At 65.7% G+C, this 15,775-nt stretch carries 14 protein-coding genes; 8 read left to right on the forward strand and 6 right to left on the reverse strand.

Annotation, left to right across the window (positions count from 1 at the left end; genetic code table 11):
* Window positions 1-132: 132 nt before the first annotated feature.
* From fba to L0U83_RS11455, 3 genes are all read right to left on the reverse strand, one after another.
* Window positions 133-1,197, reverse strand: coding sequence for a class II fructose-bisphosphate aldolase (gene fba / locus L0U83_RS11445; RefSeq protein WP_028211757.1), 1,065 nt, complete (start codon window positions 1,195-1,197; stop codon window positions 133-135).
* A 397-nt stretch (window positions 1,198-1,594) separates the two neighbouring features.
* Window positions 1,595-3,031 carry a pyruvate kinase gene (gene pyk / locus L0U83_RS11450; RefSeq protein ID WP_233882785.1) on the reverse strand — a complete coding sequence of 479 codons (1,437 nt, stop codon included), beginning with the start codon at window positions 3,029-3,031 and terminating at the stop codon, window positions 1,595-1,597.
* Between the two features lie 432 nt (window positions 3,032-3,463).
* Window positions 3,464-4,663, reverse strand: a complete 1,200-nt coding sequence (locus tag L0U83_RS11455; RefSeq protein ID WP_233882786.1) for a phosphoglycerate kinase — start codon at window positions 4,661-4,663, stop codon at window positions 3,464-3,466.
* Window positions 4,664-5,169: 506 nt separating this feature from the next.
* Between L0U83_RS11455 and L0U83_RS11460 the strand changes: the two genes are divergently transcribed.
* The 6 genes from L0U83_RS11460 to L0U83_RS11485 all read left to right on the forward strand — a co-directional run bounded on the left by L0U83_RS11460 (window position 5,170) and on the right by L0U83_RS11485 (window position 10,222).
* Window positions 5,170-6,093, forward strand: coding sequence for a branched-chain amino acid transaminase (locus L0U83_RS11460; RefSeq protein ID WP_233882787.1), 924 nt, complete (start codon window positions 5,170-5,172; stop codon window positions 6,091-6,093).
* 60 nt (window positions 6,094-6,153) lie between these two features.
* The gene (locus L0U83_RS11465) at window positions 6,154-6,348 is read left to right on the forward strand and encodes a zinc-finger domain-containing protein (RefSeq protein WP_028205950.1); all 195 of its coding nucleotides are present in this window, start codon (window positions 6,154-6,156) and stop codon (window positions 6,346-6,348) included.
* A 339-nt stretch (window positions 6,349-6,687) separates the two neighbouring features.
* A complete protein-coding gene (waaF, locus tag L0U83_RS11470; protein ID WP_201695308.1) occupies window positions 6,688-7,713 on the forward strand; it encodes a lipopolysaccharide heptosyltransferase II in 1,026 nt (341 codons plus the stop codon).
* A 329-nt stretch (window positions 7,714-8,042) separates the two neighbouring features.
* Entirely contained in the window at window positions 8,043-8,489 is a 447-nt protein-coding gene (locus tag L0U83_RS11475) for a nuclear transport factor 2 family protein (protein WP_028205952.1), read from the forward strand.
* A gap of 28 nt (window positions 8,490-8,517) precedes the next feature.
* Complete coding sequence (locus L0U83_RS11480; protein ID WP_233882788.1) at window positions 8,518-9,597, forward strand: YheT family hydrolase; 1,080 nt, start codon at window positions 8,518-8,520, stop codon at window positions 9,595-9,597.
* The gene (locus tag L0U83_RS11485; RefSeq protein ID WP_233882789.1) at window positions 9,590-10,222 is read left to right on the forward strand and encodes a DUF2946 family protein; all 633 of its coding nucleotides are present in this window, start codon (window positions 9,590-9,592) and stop codon (window positions 10,220-10,222) included. The genes L0U83_RS11480 and L0U83_RS11485 overlap by 8 nt, the downstream gene beginning before the upstream one ends.
* 8 nt (window positions 10,223-10,230) lie before the next feature.
* On the opposite strand, the gene L0U83_RS11490 is transcribed toward L0U83_RS11485, so the two are convergent.
* A complete protein-coding gene (locus tag L0U83_RS11490; protein WP_233882792.1) occupies window positions 10,231-12,030 on the reverse strand; it encodes a M48 family metalloprotease in 1,800 nt (599 codons plus the stop codon).
* Between the two features lie 184 nt (window positions 12,031-12,214).
* Here L0U83_RS11490 and moaC point away from each other — a divergent pair, with 184 nt between their 5' ends.
* Window positions 12,215-12,694 (forward strand): cyclic pyranopterin monophosphate synthase MoaC, encoded by a 480-nt coding sequence (moaC, locus tag L0U83_RS11495; protein ID WP_042266308.1) that lies wholly within the window; start codon window positions 12,215-12,217, stop codon window positions 12,692-12,694.
* Between the two features lie 4 nt (window positions 12,695-12,698).
* Window positions 12,699-13,049, forward strand: coding sequence for a nucleotide pyrophosphohydrolase (locus tag L0U83_RS11500; RefSeq protein ID WP_201695302.1), 351 nt, complete (start codon window positions 12,699-12,701; stop codon window positions 13,047-13,049).
* A gap of 62 nt (window positions 13,050-13,111) precedes the next feature.
* Here the strand turns inward: L0U83_RS11500 and L0U83_RS11505 are convergent, their stop codons facing one another.
* Both L0U83_RS11505 and L0U83_RS11510 read right to left on the reverse strand, forming a co-directional pair.
* Entirely contained in the window at window positions 13,112-14,953 is a 1,842-nt protein-coding gene (locus L0U83_RS11505; RefSeq protein WP_233882793.1) for a PglL family O-oligosaccharyltransferase, read from the reverse strand.
* A gap of 99 nt (window positions 14,954-15,052) precedes the next feature.
* Window positions 15,053-15,643 carry a pilin gene (locus L0U83_RS11510; RefSeq protein ID WP_373321050.1) on the reverse strand — a complete coding sequence of 197 codons (591 nt, stop codon included), beginning with the start codon at window positions 15,641-15,643 and terminating at the stop codon, window positions 15,053-15,055.
* Window positions 15,644-15,775: the final 132 nt, after the last annotated feature.

A 15,775-nucleotide genomic window follows, 5' to 3' on the forward strand; every position in this document is an offset into this window, starting at 1 on the left:
GGGTAAACCAAAAACCGGCAAATTTCCCGGAAAAGCCCATCGCCGTTCCCCCGAAACAGGCGGAAACGGCGATGTTTTTACTACTTCAGGCGATCACCGGCCTGGGCCGGCGCGCGTGCCACAGAGGTCCGCTTAGCGAACGATCTGCGCGAGTTCGCCCGACTTGTACTTCTCGGCGATCTTGTCGAGCGAGACCGGCTTGATCTTGCCGGCCTGGCCTTCGCAGCCGAACGCGAGGAAGCGGTCCACGCACACCTTCTTCGCGGCTTCGCGAGCCGGCTTCAGGTAATCGCGCGGGTCGAACTTCGACGGGTTTTGATACATATAGCGACGGATCGCGCCCGTGATCGCCAGACGCAGATCGGTGTCGATGTTGATCTTGCGCACGCCGTGACGGATGCCTTCCTGGATCTCCTCCACCGGCACGCCGTACGTTTCCTTCATGTCGCCGCCGAATTCGCGGATCTCGGCCAGCAGTTCCTGCGGCACCGACGACGAACCGTGCATCACGAGGTGCGTGTTCGGAATGCGCGCGTGGATTTCCTTGATGCGCTGGATCGACAGAATGTCGCCCGTGGGCTTCTTGGAGAACTTGTACGCGCCGTGCGACGTGCCGATCGCGATGGCCAGTGCGTCGCACTGCGTGAGCTTCACGAAGTCGGCGGCCTGCTCCGGATCGGTCAGGAGCTGCTCGCGCGTCATGGTGCCTTCCGCGCCGTGACCGTCTTCCTTGTCACCCTTCATCGTCTCCAGCGAACCGAGCACGCCCAGTTCGGCTTCGACCGTCACGCCAATCGAGTGCGCCATTTCGACGACCTTGCGCGACACATCGACGTTGTACTCGTACGATGCGACCGTCTTGCCGTCGGCTTCGAGCGAGCCGTCCATCATCACGCTGGTGAAACCGCTGCGGATCGCCGCCATGCAAACCGCCGGCGACTGGCCGTGGTCCTGGTGCATCACGACCGGAATATGCGGATACGACTCGACTGCAGCTTCGATCAGATGGCGCAGGAAGGGCTCACCCGCGTACTTACGCGCGCCGGCCGATGCCTGCATGATCACCGGCGAGCCAACCTGGTTCGCCGCTTCCATGATCGCCTGGACCTGTTCCAGGTTATTCACGTTGAACGCCGGCAGGCCATAACCGTGTTCAGCCGCGTGGTCGAGCAGTTGACGCATTGATACGAGAGGCATTGTTGCTACTCCTTTGATTTGAAACGAATTTCTTCTGCCGCCGACTGTCTTGCGCAGCCGGTCGAGGGCGGCCTGGCAGCCGCCGCCCGCGTGACCTGCCGCGGGCTCAATGGCGTGATTTTATCGCGAAGCGAGTGCGTTCCCGGTGCCAGGCAAGTAACTGGCATGAAATTGGCGTATCGGAGCGTCAAAACCGCGAGAAGATGCAAAAAGAGTTGACAGCCCGCACACCGTTTCTCCGGCGTACGGCTGCAATTGCGGGGAAAAAGCGTCTAAATGGTACCGATCTGGCGCCGATCTGATACCAATTTGATACCAGTCGGCGCCAGCAGGGATTTATTTTCGGGAGTCTCGAAAATAAAGCGAAAAAAATCGCCGCGCGACTACTGTGCCGCAGTTAAAGCACATCTCCCACGCGCACGATTTTCAGCGTGTTCGTGCCGCCGGGCTGCCCCATCGGCTCCCCCACCGTCAGCACGACCATGTCGCCGCGCGCGGCGTACCCCTTGCTCACCACCACTTCGATGGCTTGCTGGAGCGCCGTGTCGCGGTCGCTGCTGGTATCCAGATGCAGCGGCGTGACGTTACGGTAGAGCGACATGGCGCGCTCGCTGCCCGCACGCGGCGTGAGCGCGAAAATCGGCACATGGGTCCAGTGACGTGACATCCACAGCGCGGTCGAACCCGATTCCGTGAGCGCGACGATCGCCTTCGCGCCCAGGTGATAGGCCGTGAACAGCGCGCCCATGGCGATCGACTGGTCGATGCGCGTGAAGGTGCGATCGAGGAAGTCCTTGTCCAGCTCGGACTGCTCCGACTTCTCGGCTTCCAGACAGATCGCGGCCATGGCCTCGATGGTTTGCACCGGGTACTTGCCCGCCGCCGATTCAGCCGAGAGCATCACGGCGTCCGTGCCGTCGAGCACGGCGTTGGCGACATCCGAGACTTCGGCGCGCGTAGGCACCGGCGCGTGGATCATCGACTCCATCATCTGCGTGGCCGTGATGACGAGCTTGTTCGAGTCGCGCGCCATGCGGATCATGCGCTTTTGCAGCGCCGGCACAGCGGCGTTGCCGACTTCCACGGCCAGGTCGCCACGGGCGACCATGATGCCGTCCGACGAGTCGAGAATTTCCTGCAGCGCCGGAATCGCTTCGGCGCGTTCGATCTTCGCGATCATCTTCGGCTTGATGCCGTACGGCGCGCCCGCGATGTTCGCGAGCTGGCGCGCCATTTCCATGTCGGTGGCGTTCTTCGGGAACGACACGGCGACGAAGTCCGCGCCCAGCGACATGGCAGTGCGGATGTCTTCCATGTCCTTCGCCGTGAGCGCGGGCGCCGTGAGGCCGCCGCCCTGGCGGTTGATGCCCTTGTTGTTCGACAGGTCGCCGCCCACACGCACGATCGTGTGGATCTCGCTGCCGATCACGCGCGAGACGTCGAGCACGATCAGGCCGTCGTTGAGCAGCAGGATGTCGCCCGGCTTCAGGTCGCGCGGCAGGTCCTTGTAGTCGAGACCAACGCGCTCGTCATTGCCGAGTTCGCATTCGGCGTCGAGGATGAACGGATGGCCCGGCTCGAGCGTCGTCTTGCCATTCTCGAATTTGCCGACGCGAATCTTCGGGCCTTGCAGGTCCGCCATGATCGCGACTTCGCGGCCAGCCTGGCGGGCGCAGTCCCGCACCATTTCAGCACGCTGACGATGGTCGTCGGCGGTGCCGTGCGAGAAGTTGAGGCGCACCACGTCGAGTCCTGCGCGGATCATTTTCAGCAGGATGTCCGGCGTGCTGGAAGCCGGACCGATGGTGGCGACAATCTTGGTGGCGCGATGCATGAGTCTCCTCGTCTGGATAGGATCGCTGGGAAAACCGTTGCTGCGAGAAGTGCTGGCCGGCTGCGCCGCAGGTGCGAACGCGCCGGAACGCGCACCGGATGTACCCGGCGTCGCTTTCTTGGAGGGCGCCGCGGGGCTCTCATGAGCTGCGGCGCTTTTTACATGCGTAGTTGTATTCGGTTCGGGCGTGGCTGTGCGCCCTGGCGGATTCGGTGCGGCTGTCGATTCAGCAGTCGACTGCGTCGCCGCAATGTCCGTTTCAGCAGCAACAGCGGCGGCGGGCGTCGCGTGCGCCCCCGCCTTATCTGTTTCTGCCTGGGGCGCTGCGCGCCCCATCTGTTTTGCTGCGGCCCCGGCTGCGCTGCGCGACTTCTGTGCAGCAGCACGAGGAAGTTTGTTCGTGGCCTTCCCGGCCGGGGCGCGGGGCGCCACTTAACCAGCCGCCCGCGTTTCGAGCACTTCCACCGCTGGCAGCTTCTTGCCTTCGAGGAACTCGAGGAAGGCGCCGCCGCCGGTTGAGATATAGCTGACCTTGTCGGCAATGTTGTACTTCGCGATGGCCGCGAGCGTGTCGCCGCCGCCGGCAATCGAGAACGCACCCGAGTTGGCGATGGCGTCCGCGAGCGTCTTCGTGCCGTTGCCGAACTGGTCGAACTCGAACACGCCGACCGGGCCGTTCCACACGATCGTGCCGGCCTGCGCTAGCTGCGCGGCGAGCGCGTTGGCGGTGACCGGGCCGATGTCGAGGATCATGTCGTCGTCGGTTACGTCGGCCACGTTCTTCGTCTCGGCCTTCGCCGTCGGCGAGAACTCCTTGGCGGTCACGACGTCGGTCGGGATCGGCACCGAGGCGCCGCGCGCGCGCGCCGCATCGATGATGGCCTTCGCATCGTCGACGAGATCCGCTTCGGCAAGCGACTTGCCGATCTTCAGGCCCGCCGCCAGCATGAACGTGTTGGCGATGCCGCCGCCCACGATCAGCTGGTCGACCTTCTCGGCCAGCGACTTGAGGATGGTGAGCTTCGTCGAGACCTTCGAGCCCGCCACGATCGCGACCAGCGGGCGCTTGGGTGCGCCAAGCGCCTTGCCGAGCGCGTCGAGTTCCGCTGCGAGCAGCGGGCCCGCGCAGGCGACGCTCGCGTACTTCGCGATGCCGTAGGTCGTCGCTTCGGCGCGGTGCGCGGTGCCGAACGCGTCGTTCACGTAGATATCGCAGAGCTTCGCCATCTTTTGCGAAAGCTCGTCCGAGTTCTTCTTCTCGCCCTTGTTGACGCGGCAGTTTTCGAGCAGAACCACGTTGCCCGGCTCGACGTTCACGCCGTTTTCAACCCAGTTCGCGACCAGCGGCACGTCGCGGCCAAGCAATTCCGCCAGGCGCTTCGCGACCGGCGCGAGGGAGTCTTCGGGCTTGAACTCGCCTTCGGTCGGGCGGCCCAGGTGGGAGGTGACCATGACGGCCGCGCCGGCGTCGAGTGCGGCCTTGATGGCCGGCACGGAGGCGCGCACGCGGGTGTCTTCGGTGATGTTGCCGTTGTCGTCCTGCGGCACGTTCAGGTCGGCGCGGATGAATACGCGCTTGCCCTTCAATTTGCCTTCGGAGATCAGATCGGAAAGACGCAGAACCTTGTTCATGGGCATGTCATCTTGATGGTGGGAAGGCGGTGGCAAGGCGATGCGGCGCCGCGGGCCTGATTCTGGCGCGGCAAGACGTGCTCGACGGCACGGCGCGGGATCCGGTTTTGAACGCTGTCCCGGTTCGCGGCTCCATGTCGCTGCTCGTCGCTGGCACGAGCCGGCATCGAATTGCGAGATCGGTATTTTAGCTGATAGCCAGGATGATCTGAGACGTGTCCAGGCGAATCTCCCGTATTTGGGCAGACGCTGCTCGCCGGGTGGCCCTTCAAGGGATTTGCTGCGTCGCAACATAAGCGCAGACTGAAAAAAATCGGCCGAAACCGGCGCAGACCCGCGAAAACTGACCCTAAAATCGCCCGAAAACGCCGCCCCACGCGCCCGCGGGCGCGCTGGAAGGCGTCAAATGACGCTAAAATATTAGTCTTTGCCAACCGCAGCCACGCGGCGCGCGGCGAGGCCCGCTGTATAAGCCCGATATTTACTGCACTTGTCTGGAGAATCGTATGTCAATGGCCGACCGCGACGGCAAGATCTGGATGGACGGCAAGTTGATTGATTGGCGCGACGCCAACATTCACGTGCTGACCCACACGCTGCACTACGGCATGGGTGTTTTCGAAGGCGTACGCGCCTACAAGACCGCCGACGGCAGCACCGCCATCTTCCGCCTCGCCGAGCACACCAAGCGTCTGCTCAACTCGGCCAAGATCTTCCAGATGGACGTGCCGTTCGACGCGAAAACGCTCGCCGACGCACAGCTCGAAGTCGTGCGCGCGAACAAGCTCGAGTCGTGCTACATCCGCCCGATCATCTGGGTCGGCTCGGAAAAGCTCGGCGTGTCGGCCAAGGGCAACACCATTCACGTGGCTATCGCCGCGTGGCCGTGGGGCGCGTATCTCGGCGAAGACGGCCTTGCCAAGGGCATCCGCGTGAAGACGTCCTCGTTCACGCGCCATCACGTGAACGTGTCGATGGTGCGCGCCAAGGCGTCGGGCTGGTACGTGAACTCGATCCTCGCGAACCAGGAAGCCACCGCCGACGGCTACGACGAAGCGCTGCTGCTCGACGTGGACGGCTATGTTTCGGAAGGCTCGGGCGAGAACTTCTTCCTCGTCAACAACGGCAAGCTGTACACGCCCGACCTCTCGTCGTGCCTCGACGGCATCACGCGCGACACCGTCATCACGCTCGCGCGCGACATGGGCATTCAGGTGATCGAAAAGCGCATTACGCGCGACGAGGTCTATACCTGCGACGAAGCGTTCTTCACCGGCACCGCCGCCGAAGTCACACCAATCCGCGAGCTCGACAACCGCACCATCGGCAGCGGCTCGCGCGGCCCGGTCACGGAGAAGCTGCAATCGGCCTTCTTCGACGTCGTGTCGGGCAAGAACGACAAGTACGCGCACTGGCTCGCGAAGGTCTAAGAAAGAAAGGTCCGGGCGAACCAACGCCTGGCCCCCACAGCTACACAGAGAAACGTCCTCATGAGCGAAATCAAGGAAATGCCGCTGGTCGAACTTTCGGCCAAGGATCTGCCCGCTTACTGCCCGAATCCGTCGATGCCGCGCTGGAGCAACCACCCGCGCGTGTTCCTCGACGTGACGCACGGCGAAGCGAAGTGCCCGTACTGCAGCACGCGTTACAAGCTGCGCGCGGGCGAGGTCGTCCACGGCCACTGACGCGTCGCGAGGCTTGCGCCCGAACGGCGCAAAGCCGCGTTCACGCCATTTTGTTCGCGAGGGCATGGCCGCTGAGCTGAGTGAAGACACTTCGCTCGTGCGGCATATCCTGTGCTTCACCGCCCGTCGCGCGCCGCCATGAAAACGGCGGCGCGCCGCGGGCTTTACGCACATCGCCACGAAGCACCAGGCCGCATCTTGCGCTGACGCCCACCGGCACGCCGGCGGGACGTCGCGCTAACCGCTTCGTTGAATTAACCGTGTTTCATGCGAACGCCCCGATTTCCCAAAACGGGCAAGCCGCGTGCAACCTTTACCCTCTCCGGACCCTGACTCCCGATGCGCCGCGCGCTGGTAATCGCACCGAACTGGATCGGTGACGCTCTGATGGCGCAGCCGCTTTTTTCGCGGCTCGTGAAACTGCACCCGCGCATTCAGATCGATGCGCTCGCGCCAACCTGGGTTGCGCCCGTGCTCGAGCGCATGCCCGAGATCCGCGACGTCTACGCCACCGACCTCGGCCACGGCAAGCTGCAACTGCTGCGCCGCTGGCAACTGGCGGGCGATTTGCGCGCCGAGCGCTACGACGCCGCCTACGTGCTGCCCAATTCGCTCAAGTCCGCGCTGATCCCGTGGCTCGCCAATATCGGGCTGCGCATTGGCTATACGGGCGAGAACCGCTACGGCCTCTTGAACGTGCGCCATGCGAATCCGCCGAAGGACGAGCGCCCGCCCATGGTCAGGCACTACGCCGCGCTCGCCTACGCGCCCGGCGCGAGCGTGCCCGACGACCTGCCGATGCCGCGTCTCGAGTCGGACCCGAACGAGGCGTCGCGCGTGTCGGCGCGCTTCAATCTCGATACGCGCGTGCCGCTGCTCGTGTTCTGCCCCGGCGCCGAGTACGGTCCCGCCAAGCGGTGGCCGCCGGAGCATTTCGCGGCGCTCGCGAAGATGGTGGGCCAGTCGTTCCCGTACACGCAGATCGTCGCGCTCGGCTCGCCGAAGGACGCCCCGCTGGCCCAGGCCATTGCCGATCGCGCGCCGAACGTGCGCAACCTGTGCGGGCAGACCGCACTCGGCGAAGCCTGCGCGCTGATCTCACGCGCGAACGCCGTGGTGACCAACGATTCGGGCCTGATGCACGTGGCCGCCGCGCTGCGACGCCCGCTCGTCGCGCTGTACGGGTCGACGGATCCGCGCCACACGCCGCCCTTGTCCGAGCTTGCAAAGGTACAATGGCTGCATCTCGAATGTAGTCCCTGCTTTGCGCGCGAGTGTCCGCTCGGGCATCTGAACTGCCTGCGCGAACTGAGCCCGGAGCAAGTTTTCGGCGATCTGCGCGGCATGCTGCTCGGGCAGCGTTAGGCGCGTCAAGCAGCCACAGACATCGCCAGCCAGCGTTGGGCGGCTATGTGCCGCCCGCCACGCTGAAAAACATCGCGCACGCAAATGGATGTGCGCCACGCAACGGACGCCACGCGCGTTGCGCGCGCCCAATAGAGGCATCGACGAGGCGCGGGAGAGACCGAAGCGCCGCATCGGAGCAGGTCACAGGCCTGTCTCGCGAAAGCGGCATGCTCGCGGCAAAACGCGCGCAACACAGCGACAGACGCGAAGCGACGCAACCGATCATCCGCCAACCCGCGCCCAGGTACACGCCGAGTGCAACACCGAGCGCACAAGACCAACGAGCCATGCCACGTTTTGCCCACATCTTCGAAGCCGCCGCGGACACCCTCAACGCGTACTACCAGGCCGTCGCGGAAGTCAACATCGACAGCTTGATGGGCCTGTGGATCGATGAAGAATTCGTGAGCTGCATCACCGCGGAAGGCGCGCATCTGCACGGCCTGTCGAGCATCCGCGCTGGCCTCGCCGCGCAGCTCGAAGCGGCGCCGGTGTCGATCGAGCCACTCGACATCCGCGTGTACGACAGCCTCGGCACCGTGGTCTACGCGATCGTGGAAGCCCATCGTCCGGTCGATCCCAGCGCGATCCCCACCATGGTCTTCACGACCTATGTGATGGTTCACGAGCGCGGCGAGTGGCGTATCGCGCACATTCACGCGAGCCGCATGCCCGACGACGCAGCCACCCAGTTCTCGGCCAAATTGCGCCATGGCCAGGGCGCGCTGCACTGACAAAAGGGGCGCAAAGCAGGGGGCAGTCATGAGTACGACCGACGACACCAGCAAGCCCAGCAAGGCGGCCCGCGTCGCCGCCGCGCTCGAGGCCCAGGCTGCCGTGCTCGGCGCCAACTACGATACCGACTACCGCGCGCCGTTCTGGCTGCCCGGTGCGCACATTCAGACCATCGTGCCAGCGCTCTTCTCGCGCCTGCCCGCGCCCGCCTACCGGCGCGAGCGATGGGACACGCCCGATGGCGATTTCATCGAAGTGGACTGGCTCGACCGCAAGCGCACCGGTGCGGATTCACGCAACGCGCAAGGCGCACCGCTCTTCGTGCTGTTCCATGGCCTGGAAGGCGGCTCTAGCTCGCACTACGCGCGCGCACTCGCCGCGGCTGCGCACGCGCGCGGCTGGCACGCGGCGATCCCCCACTTTCGGAGTTGCAGCGGTCCGTTGAACCTGCTGCCGCGCTTCTACCATCTCGCCGATTCCGCCGAAGTCGACTGGGTCCTGCGCCGCTTCGCCGCCCGCCACGCCGGGCCGCTCGTCGTCGCGGGCGTGTCGCTCGGCGGCAACGTGCTGCTGCACTGGCTCGCGCAGCGCCGGGAGGACGCCGCGATCGTCTCGGCCGCCGCCGCGATCTCCACGCCGCTCGATGTGCATGCGGGCAGCGAGATGCTGGCGCAAGGCTTCGGCATGATCTACACGCGCAGCTTCCTGAAGACGCTGAAAGTCAAGGCGCTCCAGAAACTCGAGCAGTACCCCGGCCTCTTCGACGCACAAGCCGTGCTCGCGAGCCGCACGATGTACGAATTCGACAATGTCGTGACGGCGCCGCTGCACGGTTTTCGCGACACCCACGACTACTACACCCAGGCGACGATCCGTCCGAAGCTCGGCGAGATCGTCGTCCCCACGCTCGTGCTGAACGCGCGCAACGATCCGTTCCTGCCGGACCGGGCGCTGCCCGCGCGCCACGAAGTGAGCGCCGCCGTCGAGCTCGATCAGCCCGAGCACGGCGGCCACGTCGGCTTCATGACAGGACCGTTCCCCGGCCGCAGCGACTGGCTCGCGCAGCGCGTGCTCACTTATTTCTCGCCTTTCGTCTCTCATGGATGACATCGTCAAACAGGCGCTCGCGCGCTGGCCCAACGTCCCGCATTGCACGGGCTGGCTGCTGCTCGACGCACGCGGCAACTGGCGCATGCGCGACGAGGCCGCCCAGGCGCAGAACGCCCCCGGCACGTCGATCCGCCACGAAGCCCTGCTCGGCTTCATCAACCGCAATTACGAGCGCGATGAAGATGGCCAGTGGTACTTCCAGAACGGCCCGCAGCGCGTGTATGTCGAGCTCGAATACACGCCGTGGATCGTGCGGCTCGCTGCGGGTGACGACGGTAGCCATGACGCGCTGACGCTCACCGATCAAGGCGGTCAGGCGTTCGAGCCCGTCGCCGCCTACCTCGACGAAGCGGGCAGCGTGATCTTTGCCGATGCGAGCACGCCGCCGCGCGCGGCGTTGCTGCACGATCACGACCTCGACCTCTTCACCGACCACGCCACGCTCACGGACGACGCCGGCAGCGGCACCTTCCACTGGCGCGCCGGCGCCGCGCTGCCGCTGCAGCCGATCGAGCGCGCCGACGTGAGCGCGCGCTTTGGCTTCGTGACCAGCCCGGCACACGCCGAGCGCGAAGCGCAGGCAGCGCAGCACGGCGGCACGCCGCGAGCATCCAGGCCTTGAGTGCCGGCTCAGCCGCGGCCCTCATCCTTCTCGTCCTGGCGCTCCTGTTTGTAGCGCGCCTCGAAGTCGTGCAAACGCGCTTCGATGGTCGACAGATCGTAGTAGCCCACCGATTTCATGTCGCGCGCCTCCTTGAGCTGTCGAATGGCCGAGGGCCACGCGCCGTCGAGCGCGAGCTTCTCCGCCATCGCCCGATGCTGCGTGAGCGCGTCACCGAGTCCTGCGCTCGCCTGCGCCAGATAGAGCCACCATGCGTCTTGTTGCGGTTCGGCCTCGGTCTGGCTGCGCGCGAGCGTCTGCGCCTCCTTGAAGCGGCGCGCCGCGATCAGCGACTGCAGCAGCGCATCGGTGGCCGCGTGCGAGCCCGGCCACGCCTTGTGCGCGGCCTCGCCTAGCCGCACGGCGTCGTCGACGCGGCCCGAGCGGCGCGCGATATCTACGGCGAGCACGTCGAGACTCGGCGAGTTGCGTGTTTTGCTGCCGTCGGCAGCCTCGAACTGCGCGAACGCCGCACGCGAGTTAGCGAGCGACGCCGTGGCATCGTCATAGCGCTCGAGCAGCGTTTGCGCATAGGCGATGCCGTACCAGTTCGCGGCGACGTTGAGCGCCGTGCGGTCCTCGAGTTCCGCGCGCAGGCGCGAAACCTCGTCGATGTACTCGTTGCGCGTACGGTCTTGTAGCACGCGCACGCGCGCACGCACGAAACCGTACTCGGGCGCCTGGTGCGGCTGCCGGTAAGCGGCGCGGCGCGCGCGGTCCTGCATGTCGGCGATGCGCTCGCCCGTTAGCGGGTGCGTGCGCGCGTAGGCCGGCACGCCCGTCTCTTCCATCGAATCGCGCTCGAGCCGCTCGAAAAACGCCACCATGCCCCACGGGTCGTAGCCCGCGCCCGTCAGCAGCTGGAAGCCCACGCGGTCGGCCTCGTGCTCCGCGGCGCGCGAGAAGCGCAACTGGCTGTCCACGGCATACGCCTGGCTGCCGAGCGCAATCCCGGCGCCCAGATCGCCGCTATGCGCGAGCACGCCCGCGAGAATGCCGAACAGCACGCCCGCGAGCGCAGCGAGCCCGGTGCGCTCGCTCTCTGAAAGCATGCGTGCGATGTGCCGCTGCAATACGTGACCCATCTCGTGCCCGAGCACGGAGGCAAGCTCGGATTCCGTTTGCGTAACGACGATGAGCCCCGAGTTCACGCCGATGAAGCCGCCCGGCAGCGAGAACGCGTTGATCTGGCCGTCGCGGATCGCGAACAGATCGAAGTCGGGCCGATAGCCGCCGATGAACTGTGCGCTCGCGGCCGCCGCGAGGCGCGCGGCGACCGAATTGAGGTAATCGCGCACGAGCCAGTCGCCGATATAGTCGGGGTCGCGGCGAATCTCGCGCATGACGCGCTCGCCGATGCGGCGCTCGGCCTGTGGCGTGAGCGCGCCGCCCGAGCCGTCGCCGAGATCGGGCAATTGGGGCACCCAGGCGGGGGGGCGCACGCTGGCGTTGCCGCTCGAGGAAGATGCGCCAGATTGGCCCGGCGCCGAAAAGCGGCTCTGCGCGCCGCCGTAAGTGCCGAACACGCCCTGCGCGATCGATGCGGGGAGGACGGGGTCTGCAGTGTCGTCGAACGGGCCGCTCACGAGTGCGGGCGCCGTGCTGGGCGCATTCGGCGCGGCACCGGAGGGGGCCGGGGCGGGCTTCGTGGCTGCCGGCGAAGCCGCGCCGAGATTGAGCACGGCGGCATTCGACGCCTGCGCGTACGCTTGCGGAGAAACCGCGAGCGACGCGCACAACCATGCAGCAAGCAGTCGTTTCAGACGCATTGATGACAGGATCGGGGAATGCGGAACACTGGCGCGGCGGCGCGCCTCGTGCGGACCGCCTGCGCTCGCGTGTGCTAACCGGCTGATTGTAGCCCGCCTTACAACCCTTGCGGCACGGCAAGACACGCAGAAAGCGCTGCTTGCCGCGCTGTTAAGATAGGTACCCCTCAAGGAAGAACCCACCATGCCTGAACTCACGCATTTTGACGCAGCCGGCGACGCCCATATGGTCGACGTTGGCGGCAAGGCAGAGACGAAGCGCATTGCGCTCGCGAGCGGCACGATCCGCATGTTGCCGGAAACTTTCGCGCTGATCCGCGACGGCCACGCGAAAAAAGGTGACGTGATCGGCGTTGCGCGCATCGCCGCCATCCAGGGGGCGAAGCGCACGTCGGATCTGATACCGCTGTGCCACCCGCTCGCGATCACGCGCGTGAAGGTGGACTTCGCGCTCGACGAAGCGCTGCCCGGCGTCCACTGCACGGCGCAGGTGGAAACGCTCGGCCGCACGGGCGTGGAGATGGAAGCGCTGACCGCCGTGCAGGTCGGACTACTGACGGTCTACGACATGTGCAAGGCGGTGGACCGCGGCATGACAATCACCGATGTGCGCGTGCTGGAGAAGCACGGCGGGAAGTCTGGGGATTGGGTGGCGGAGCGCTGAAGCCATGACTCTCGACGAACTGCGCGCGCAGGTTCTGGCGTTCCGGGACGAGCGCGACTGGAAACAGTTTCACACGCTGCGCAACCTGATCGTCTCCACGAGCATCGAGGCAGGCGAGCTGCTGGAAACGGTGCAGTGGAAGACCGACGCGCAGATCGACGCCCTGCTCGCCGATCCCGCACAACTCACGCACCTCAAGCACGAATGCGCGGATGTGTTCATCTACCTTCTGCTGGTCGCGCATACCGCGGGAATCGATCTGGTCGATGCGGCAGCCGAAAAGCTCAAGCTCAACGCGCAGCGCTACCCCGTGGAGAAGGCGAAAGGCACCGCCGCGAAATATTCCGAGCTTTGATTGCCAAAGGTCAGGTGCAGCGCGCGGCGGCGAGCCGCCGCTTCATGCATGAGCCGTGAGGCTCAATCGTCCGAATCGTCCTCGTCGTCTTGTTCGACCGACTTCGCCGGCGTCCCGTATTTCTTGACGAGCTGCGCCTTGAAGTCCGCAAGCGTGGGCTGTTCGTCGAGCAGCCCGTAGAGCGACGCGAGCTGGGTCGGCCAGTCGTGCAACTCCGTGGCGAAAATCCGCAGGCGCTCCGCCGTATCGAATGCGCCCGCCGTGTCGCCATCCAGTGCCTGCAAAACGGCGTAGCGGCGCAGCACCGTCTCGCCGGGCAGCAGCGCGATGGCGCGCTGGTGCGCGTAAAGCTTGGTCGAAAGGCTCGCAGCGTTCATCGGCAATAGCGTCGCCATGCCGTAGTCGCCCCAGGCGCCGAACAGGCGCGAAGGGTCGTCGCCGTAGTCGCGCGCCGGATGCTGTCCGTAATAGAGCACCTCGGCGCGGTTGTAGTCGCGCAGCACCGGGTACAGCGCCGCGACGCCGCCGAACACGACCACCGCATACACGCCGAGTGAGACGCGCGACGGCACAATCCGCAGCGGCTTCGTCTCCAGCAGGCCGAAAACGAACATCGCCGGCAGCAAGAAGAACATGTACTGCTGCGGATATTCGACGAGCGCATGCATGACGAGCACGCCGATCAGCATGAAACCGAACACGCGCTCGGCAGTATGCGGCGCGCGCAACCCGCGCACGAACCACGCGACGAGACCGATCACGACGATGGCAAGGCCGACGATGCCGGTCTTCGCGAGCAGGTCGAGGAAGATATCGTGCGCGTTATTAGCGATCTCGACGCCGCCAAGCGAGCGGACCAACTCGAACTGATGCACCGGGAAATCGCCCCAGCCGACGCCCAGCACCGGATGCGATTTGAACATCGTCCAGCCGTAGCGCCACAGCGCGAGGCGCGGCGCGATCTGGCTGGCGTCCTTCATGCGTTCAGCAGCCGACTGCGCCAGGTCCAGCCCGTAGTGGATATTGGCCCAGCGCACGAACGCATTCATGCCGAAAAAGATCAGCACGAGGACGACCGGGATGATCCAGGCGCGCACGCCACCGGCCTTGCGACCCGAGGCCGCCGCCGATGCCAGGCCTTCCGCGCCCACGCTGCGCCCTTCGCCTGCTTCGCTGCGGCAGCCCGTGAGCGCGATCCACATGCCCGCGACAAAAATCACGCCCATCTGCAGCCACGGCCCGCGCGACACCGTGAGCGCGAGGCCACCTGAATAGATCGCGGTCAGCACACCCCACAGCAGGATGTTCAGACGCCGCGTGAGCGCGAGGTACATCGCCCCCGCCATCGCAAAGGCGATATACGTGGCCAGGTGATTGGCCTGTGCCATGTTGCCGAATGGCCGGCGCTCGACCGTCACGTTGTACGCGACCACGAGCGGCGTGACCTTCGTTTCCAGGTGAAAGAGCTGGATCACCTGGCTGAACACGGCGAAGAGCCCACCGAACTGCAGCGCGAACGCCCCCCACACAAGCGCCGACTGCATGAGGCGCGCGCGCGTGATGGTGTAGCCCGCGTGCGTCGCCAGGAAGGCGGCGAGCAGATAGCCTGCGCCGAGCCAGTTCATCGAGGGCTCGGCGAGCGGCAATGCGAACGTCTGCACGATCAGCAACAGGCCGAAGAAAAGCGGCACGAGCGCGACCGTGGGCGACGCGAAGCCCTCGCCCGAGCGCACCGGGCGAACGAGCAGCAGCGTCGCGGCGCCCATCAGCACATAAAGCGTCAGCGCAACGAATTCCGCGTAGAACGTGGGAATCGGATAGGTGTGGTTGACGACCGCATAGGGCAGCGTCAACGCGAGGGCCAGCAAGACGAACGTAAGGTAACGCGCAAAATTGGAAGGCATGGTTGGGCGGGGACGTTCAGCAACCGGGCACTATACAAAACTTTTCCCCCGCTGTGCGGGTGCGGCCGGTTGGGCCGCATCCGCACCAACGCGCAGTCCCTATGCGCGGCACTCCGGCGGCGCGAGATTGCCCGCCAGCGTTGCGCCGTCCACGGGCGATGGGCCCGCGCCGGGCGCGCCAAGCGACGAAGCCGTCTTGCCCGCTGCGAAGCACTCCCATGTGAGCGTGCCGCCTTGCACGCTGCCCTGAGCAAGCGCGACGCGCGCGGTGGGCGCATCGGCGTTGTCGGGCACCGAAGGCACGAGCACGATCGTATTGCTGCCCTCGGGCGCCACGCGCGAGGTGAATGCAATCGTGATCTGACCGGTCGTATCGTCGACATGCAGCGACTCTACGTTGCGCGTTGCGGGTGGCACCGTGTAGCCCGCGCCGAACGCGTTGCCGCTTGCGGCGTTCTCCGCCACGGCAAGCCGCGCGGAAGCCGCGAGCGAGAGGCCCTCGCCCACGCGGCTGCGGGCGAGATAATCCTGGTACGCGGGAATGGCGTAAGCGGCGATCACGCCGACGATCGCGAGCACGATCATCAATTCGATCAGCGTGAAGCCGCGTGCAGTCCAGCGGCAGGCAATGCCTGCGAGGCGCGAAAGTCGCGCGAAACACGGGCGGCCGTTGCCCGGCGGCGGGCTCATGGGAAATGCGGATACGGTCATCGTCAGGGCTCCTGAAACAAGAAACGCCTGCTCACAATGGTGAGCAGGCGTCTTGATCGTATCGGCGGCCCAGCTTGCGCATCAGTCGGCCAGATGGCCTAAGCGCAATGG

It is taken from the genome of Paraburkholderia flagellata, assembly GCF_021390645.1.
Classification (GTDB): Bacteria; Pseudomonadota; Gammaproteobacteria; order Burkholderiales; family Burkholderiaceae; genus Paraburkholderia; species Paraburkholderia flagellata.

Excerpts from the sequence above, each read along its gene's own strand:
- fba (WP_028211757.1), bottom strand. The coding sequence starts at position 1,197 with ATGCCTCTCGTATCAATGCGTCAACTGCTCGACCACGCGGCTGAACAC.
- pyk (WP_233882785.1), bottom strand. The coding sequence starts at position 3,031 with ATGCATCGCGCCACCAAGATTGTCGCCACCATCGGTCCGGCTTCCAGC.
- L0U83_RS11455 (WP_233882786.1), bottom strand. The coding sequence starts at position 4,663 with ATGAACAAGGTTCTGCGTCTTTCCGATCTGATCTCCGAAGGCAAATTG.
- L0U83_RS11460 (WP_233882787.1), top strand. The coding sequence starts at position 5,170 with ATGTCAATGGCCGACCGCGACGGCAAGATCTGGATGGACGGCAAGTTG.
- L0U83_RS11465 (WP_028205950.1), top strand. The coding sequence starts at position 6,154 with ATGAGCGAAATCAAGGAAATGCCGCTGGTCGAACTTTCGGCCAAGGAT.
- waaF (WP_201695308.1), top strand. The coding sequence starts at position 6,688 with ATGCGCCGCGCGCTGGTAATCGCACCGAACTGGATCGGTGACGCTCTG.
- L0U83_RS11475 (WP_028205952.1), top strand. The coding sequence starts at position 8,043 with ATGCCACGTTTTGCCCACATCTTCGAAGCCGCCGCGGACACCCTCAAC.
- L0U83_RS11480 (WP_233882788.1), top strand. The coding sequence starts at position 8,518 with ATGAGTACGACCGACGACACCAGCAAGCCCAGCAAGGCGGCCCGCGTC.
- L0U83_RS11485 (WP_233882789.1), top strand. The coding sequence starts at position 9,590 with ATGGATGACATCGTCAAACAGGCGCTCGCGCGCTGGCCCAACGTCCCG.
- L0U83_RS11490 (WP_233882792.1), bottom strand. The coding sequence starts at position 12,030 with ATGCGTCTGAAACGACTGCTTGCTGCATGGTTGTGCGCGTCGCTCGCG.
- moaC (WP_042266308.1), top strand. The coding sequence starts at position 12,215 with ATGCCTGAACTCACGCATTTTGACGCAGCCGGCGACGCCCATATGGTC.
- L0U83_RS11500 (WP_201695302.1), top strand. The coding sequence starts at position 12,699 with ATGACTCTCGACGAACTGCGCGCGCAGGTTCTGGCGTTCCGGGACGAG.
- L0U83_RS11505 (WP_233882793.1), bottom strand. The coding sequence starts at position 14,953 with ATGCCTTCCAATTTTGCGCGTTACCTTACGTTCGTCTTGCTGGCCCTC.
- L0U83_RS11510 (WP_373321050.1), bottom strand. The coding sequence starts at position 15,643 with ATGAGCCCGCCGCCGGGCAACGGCCGCCCGTGTTTCGCGCGACTTTCG.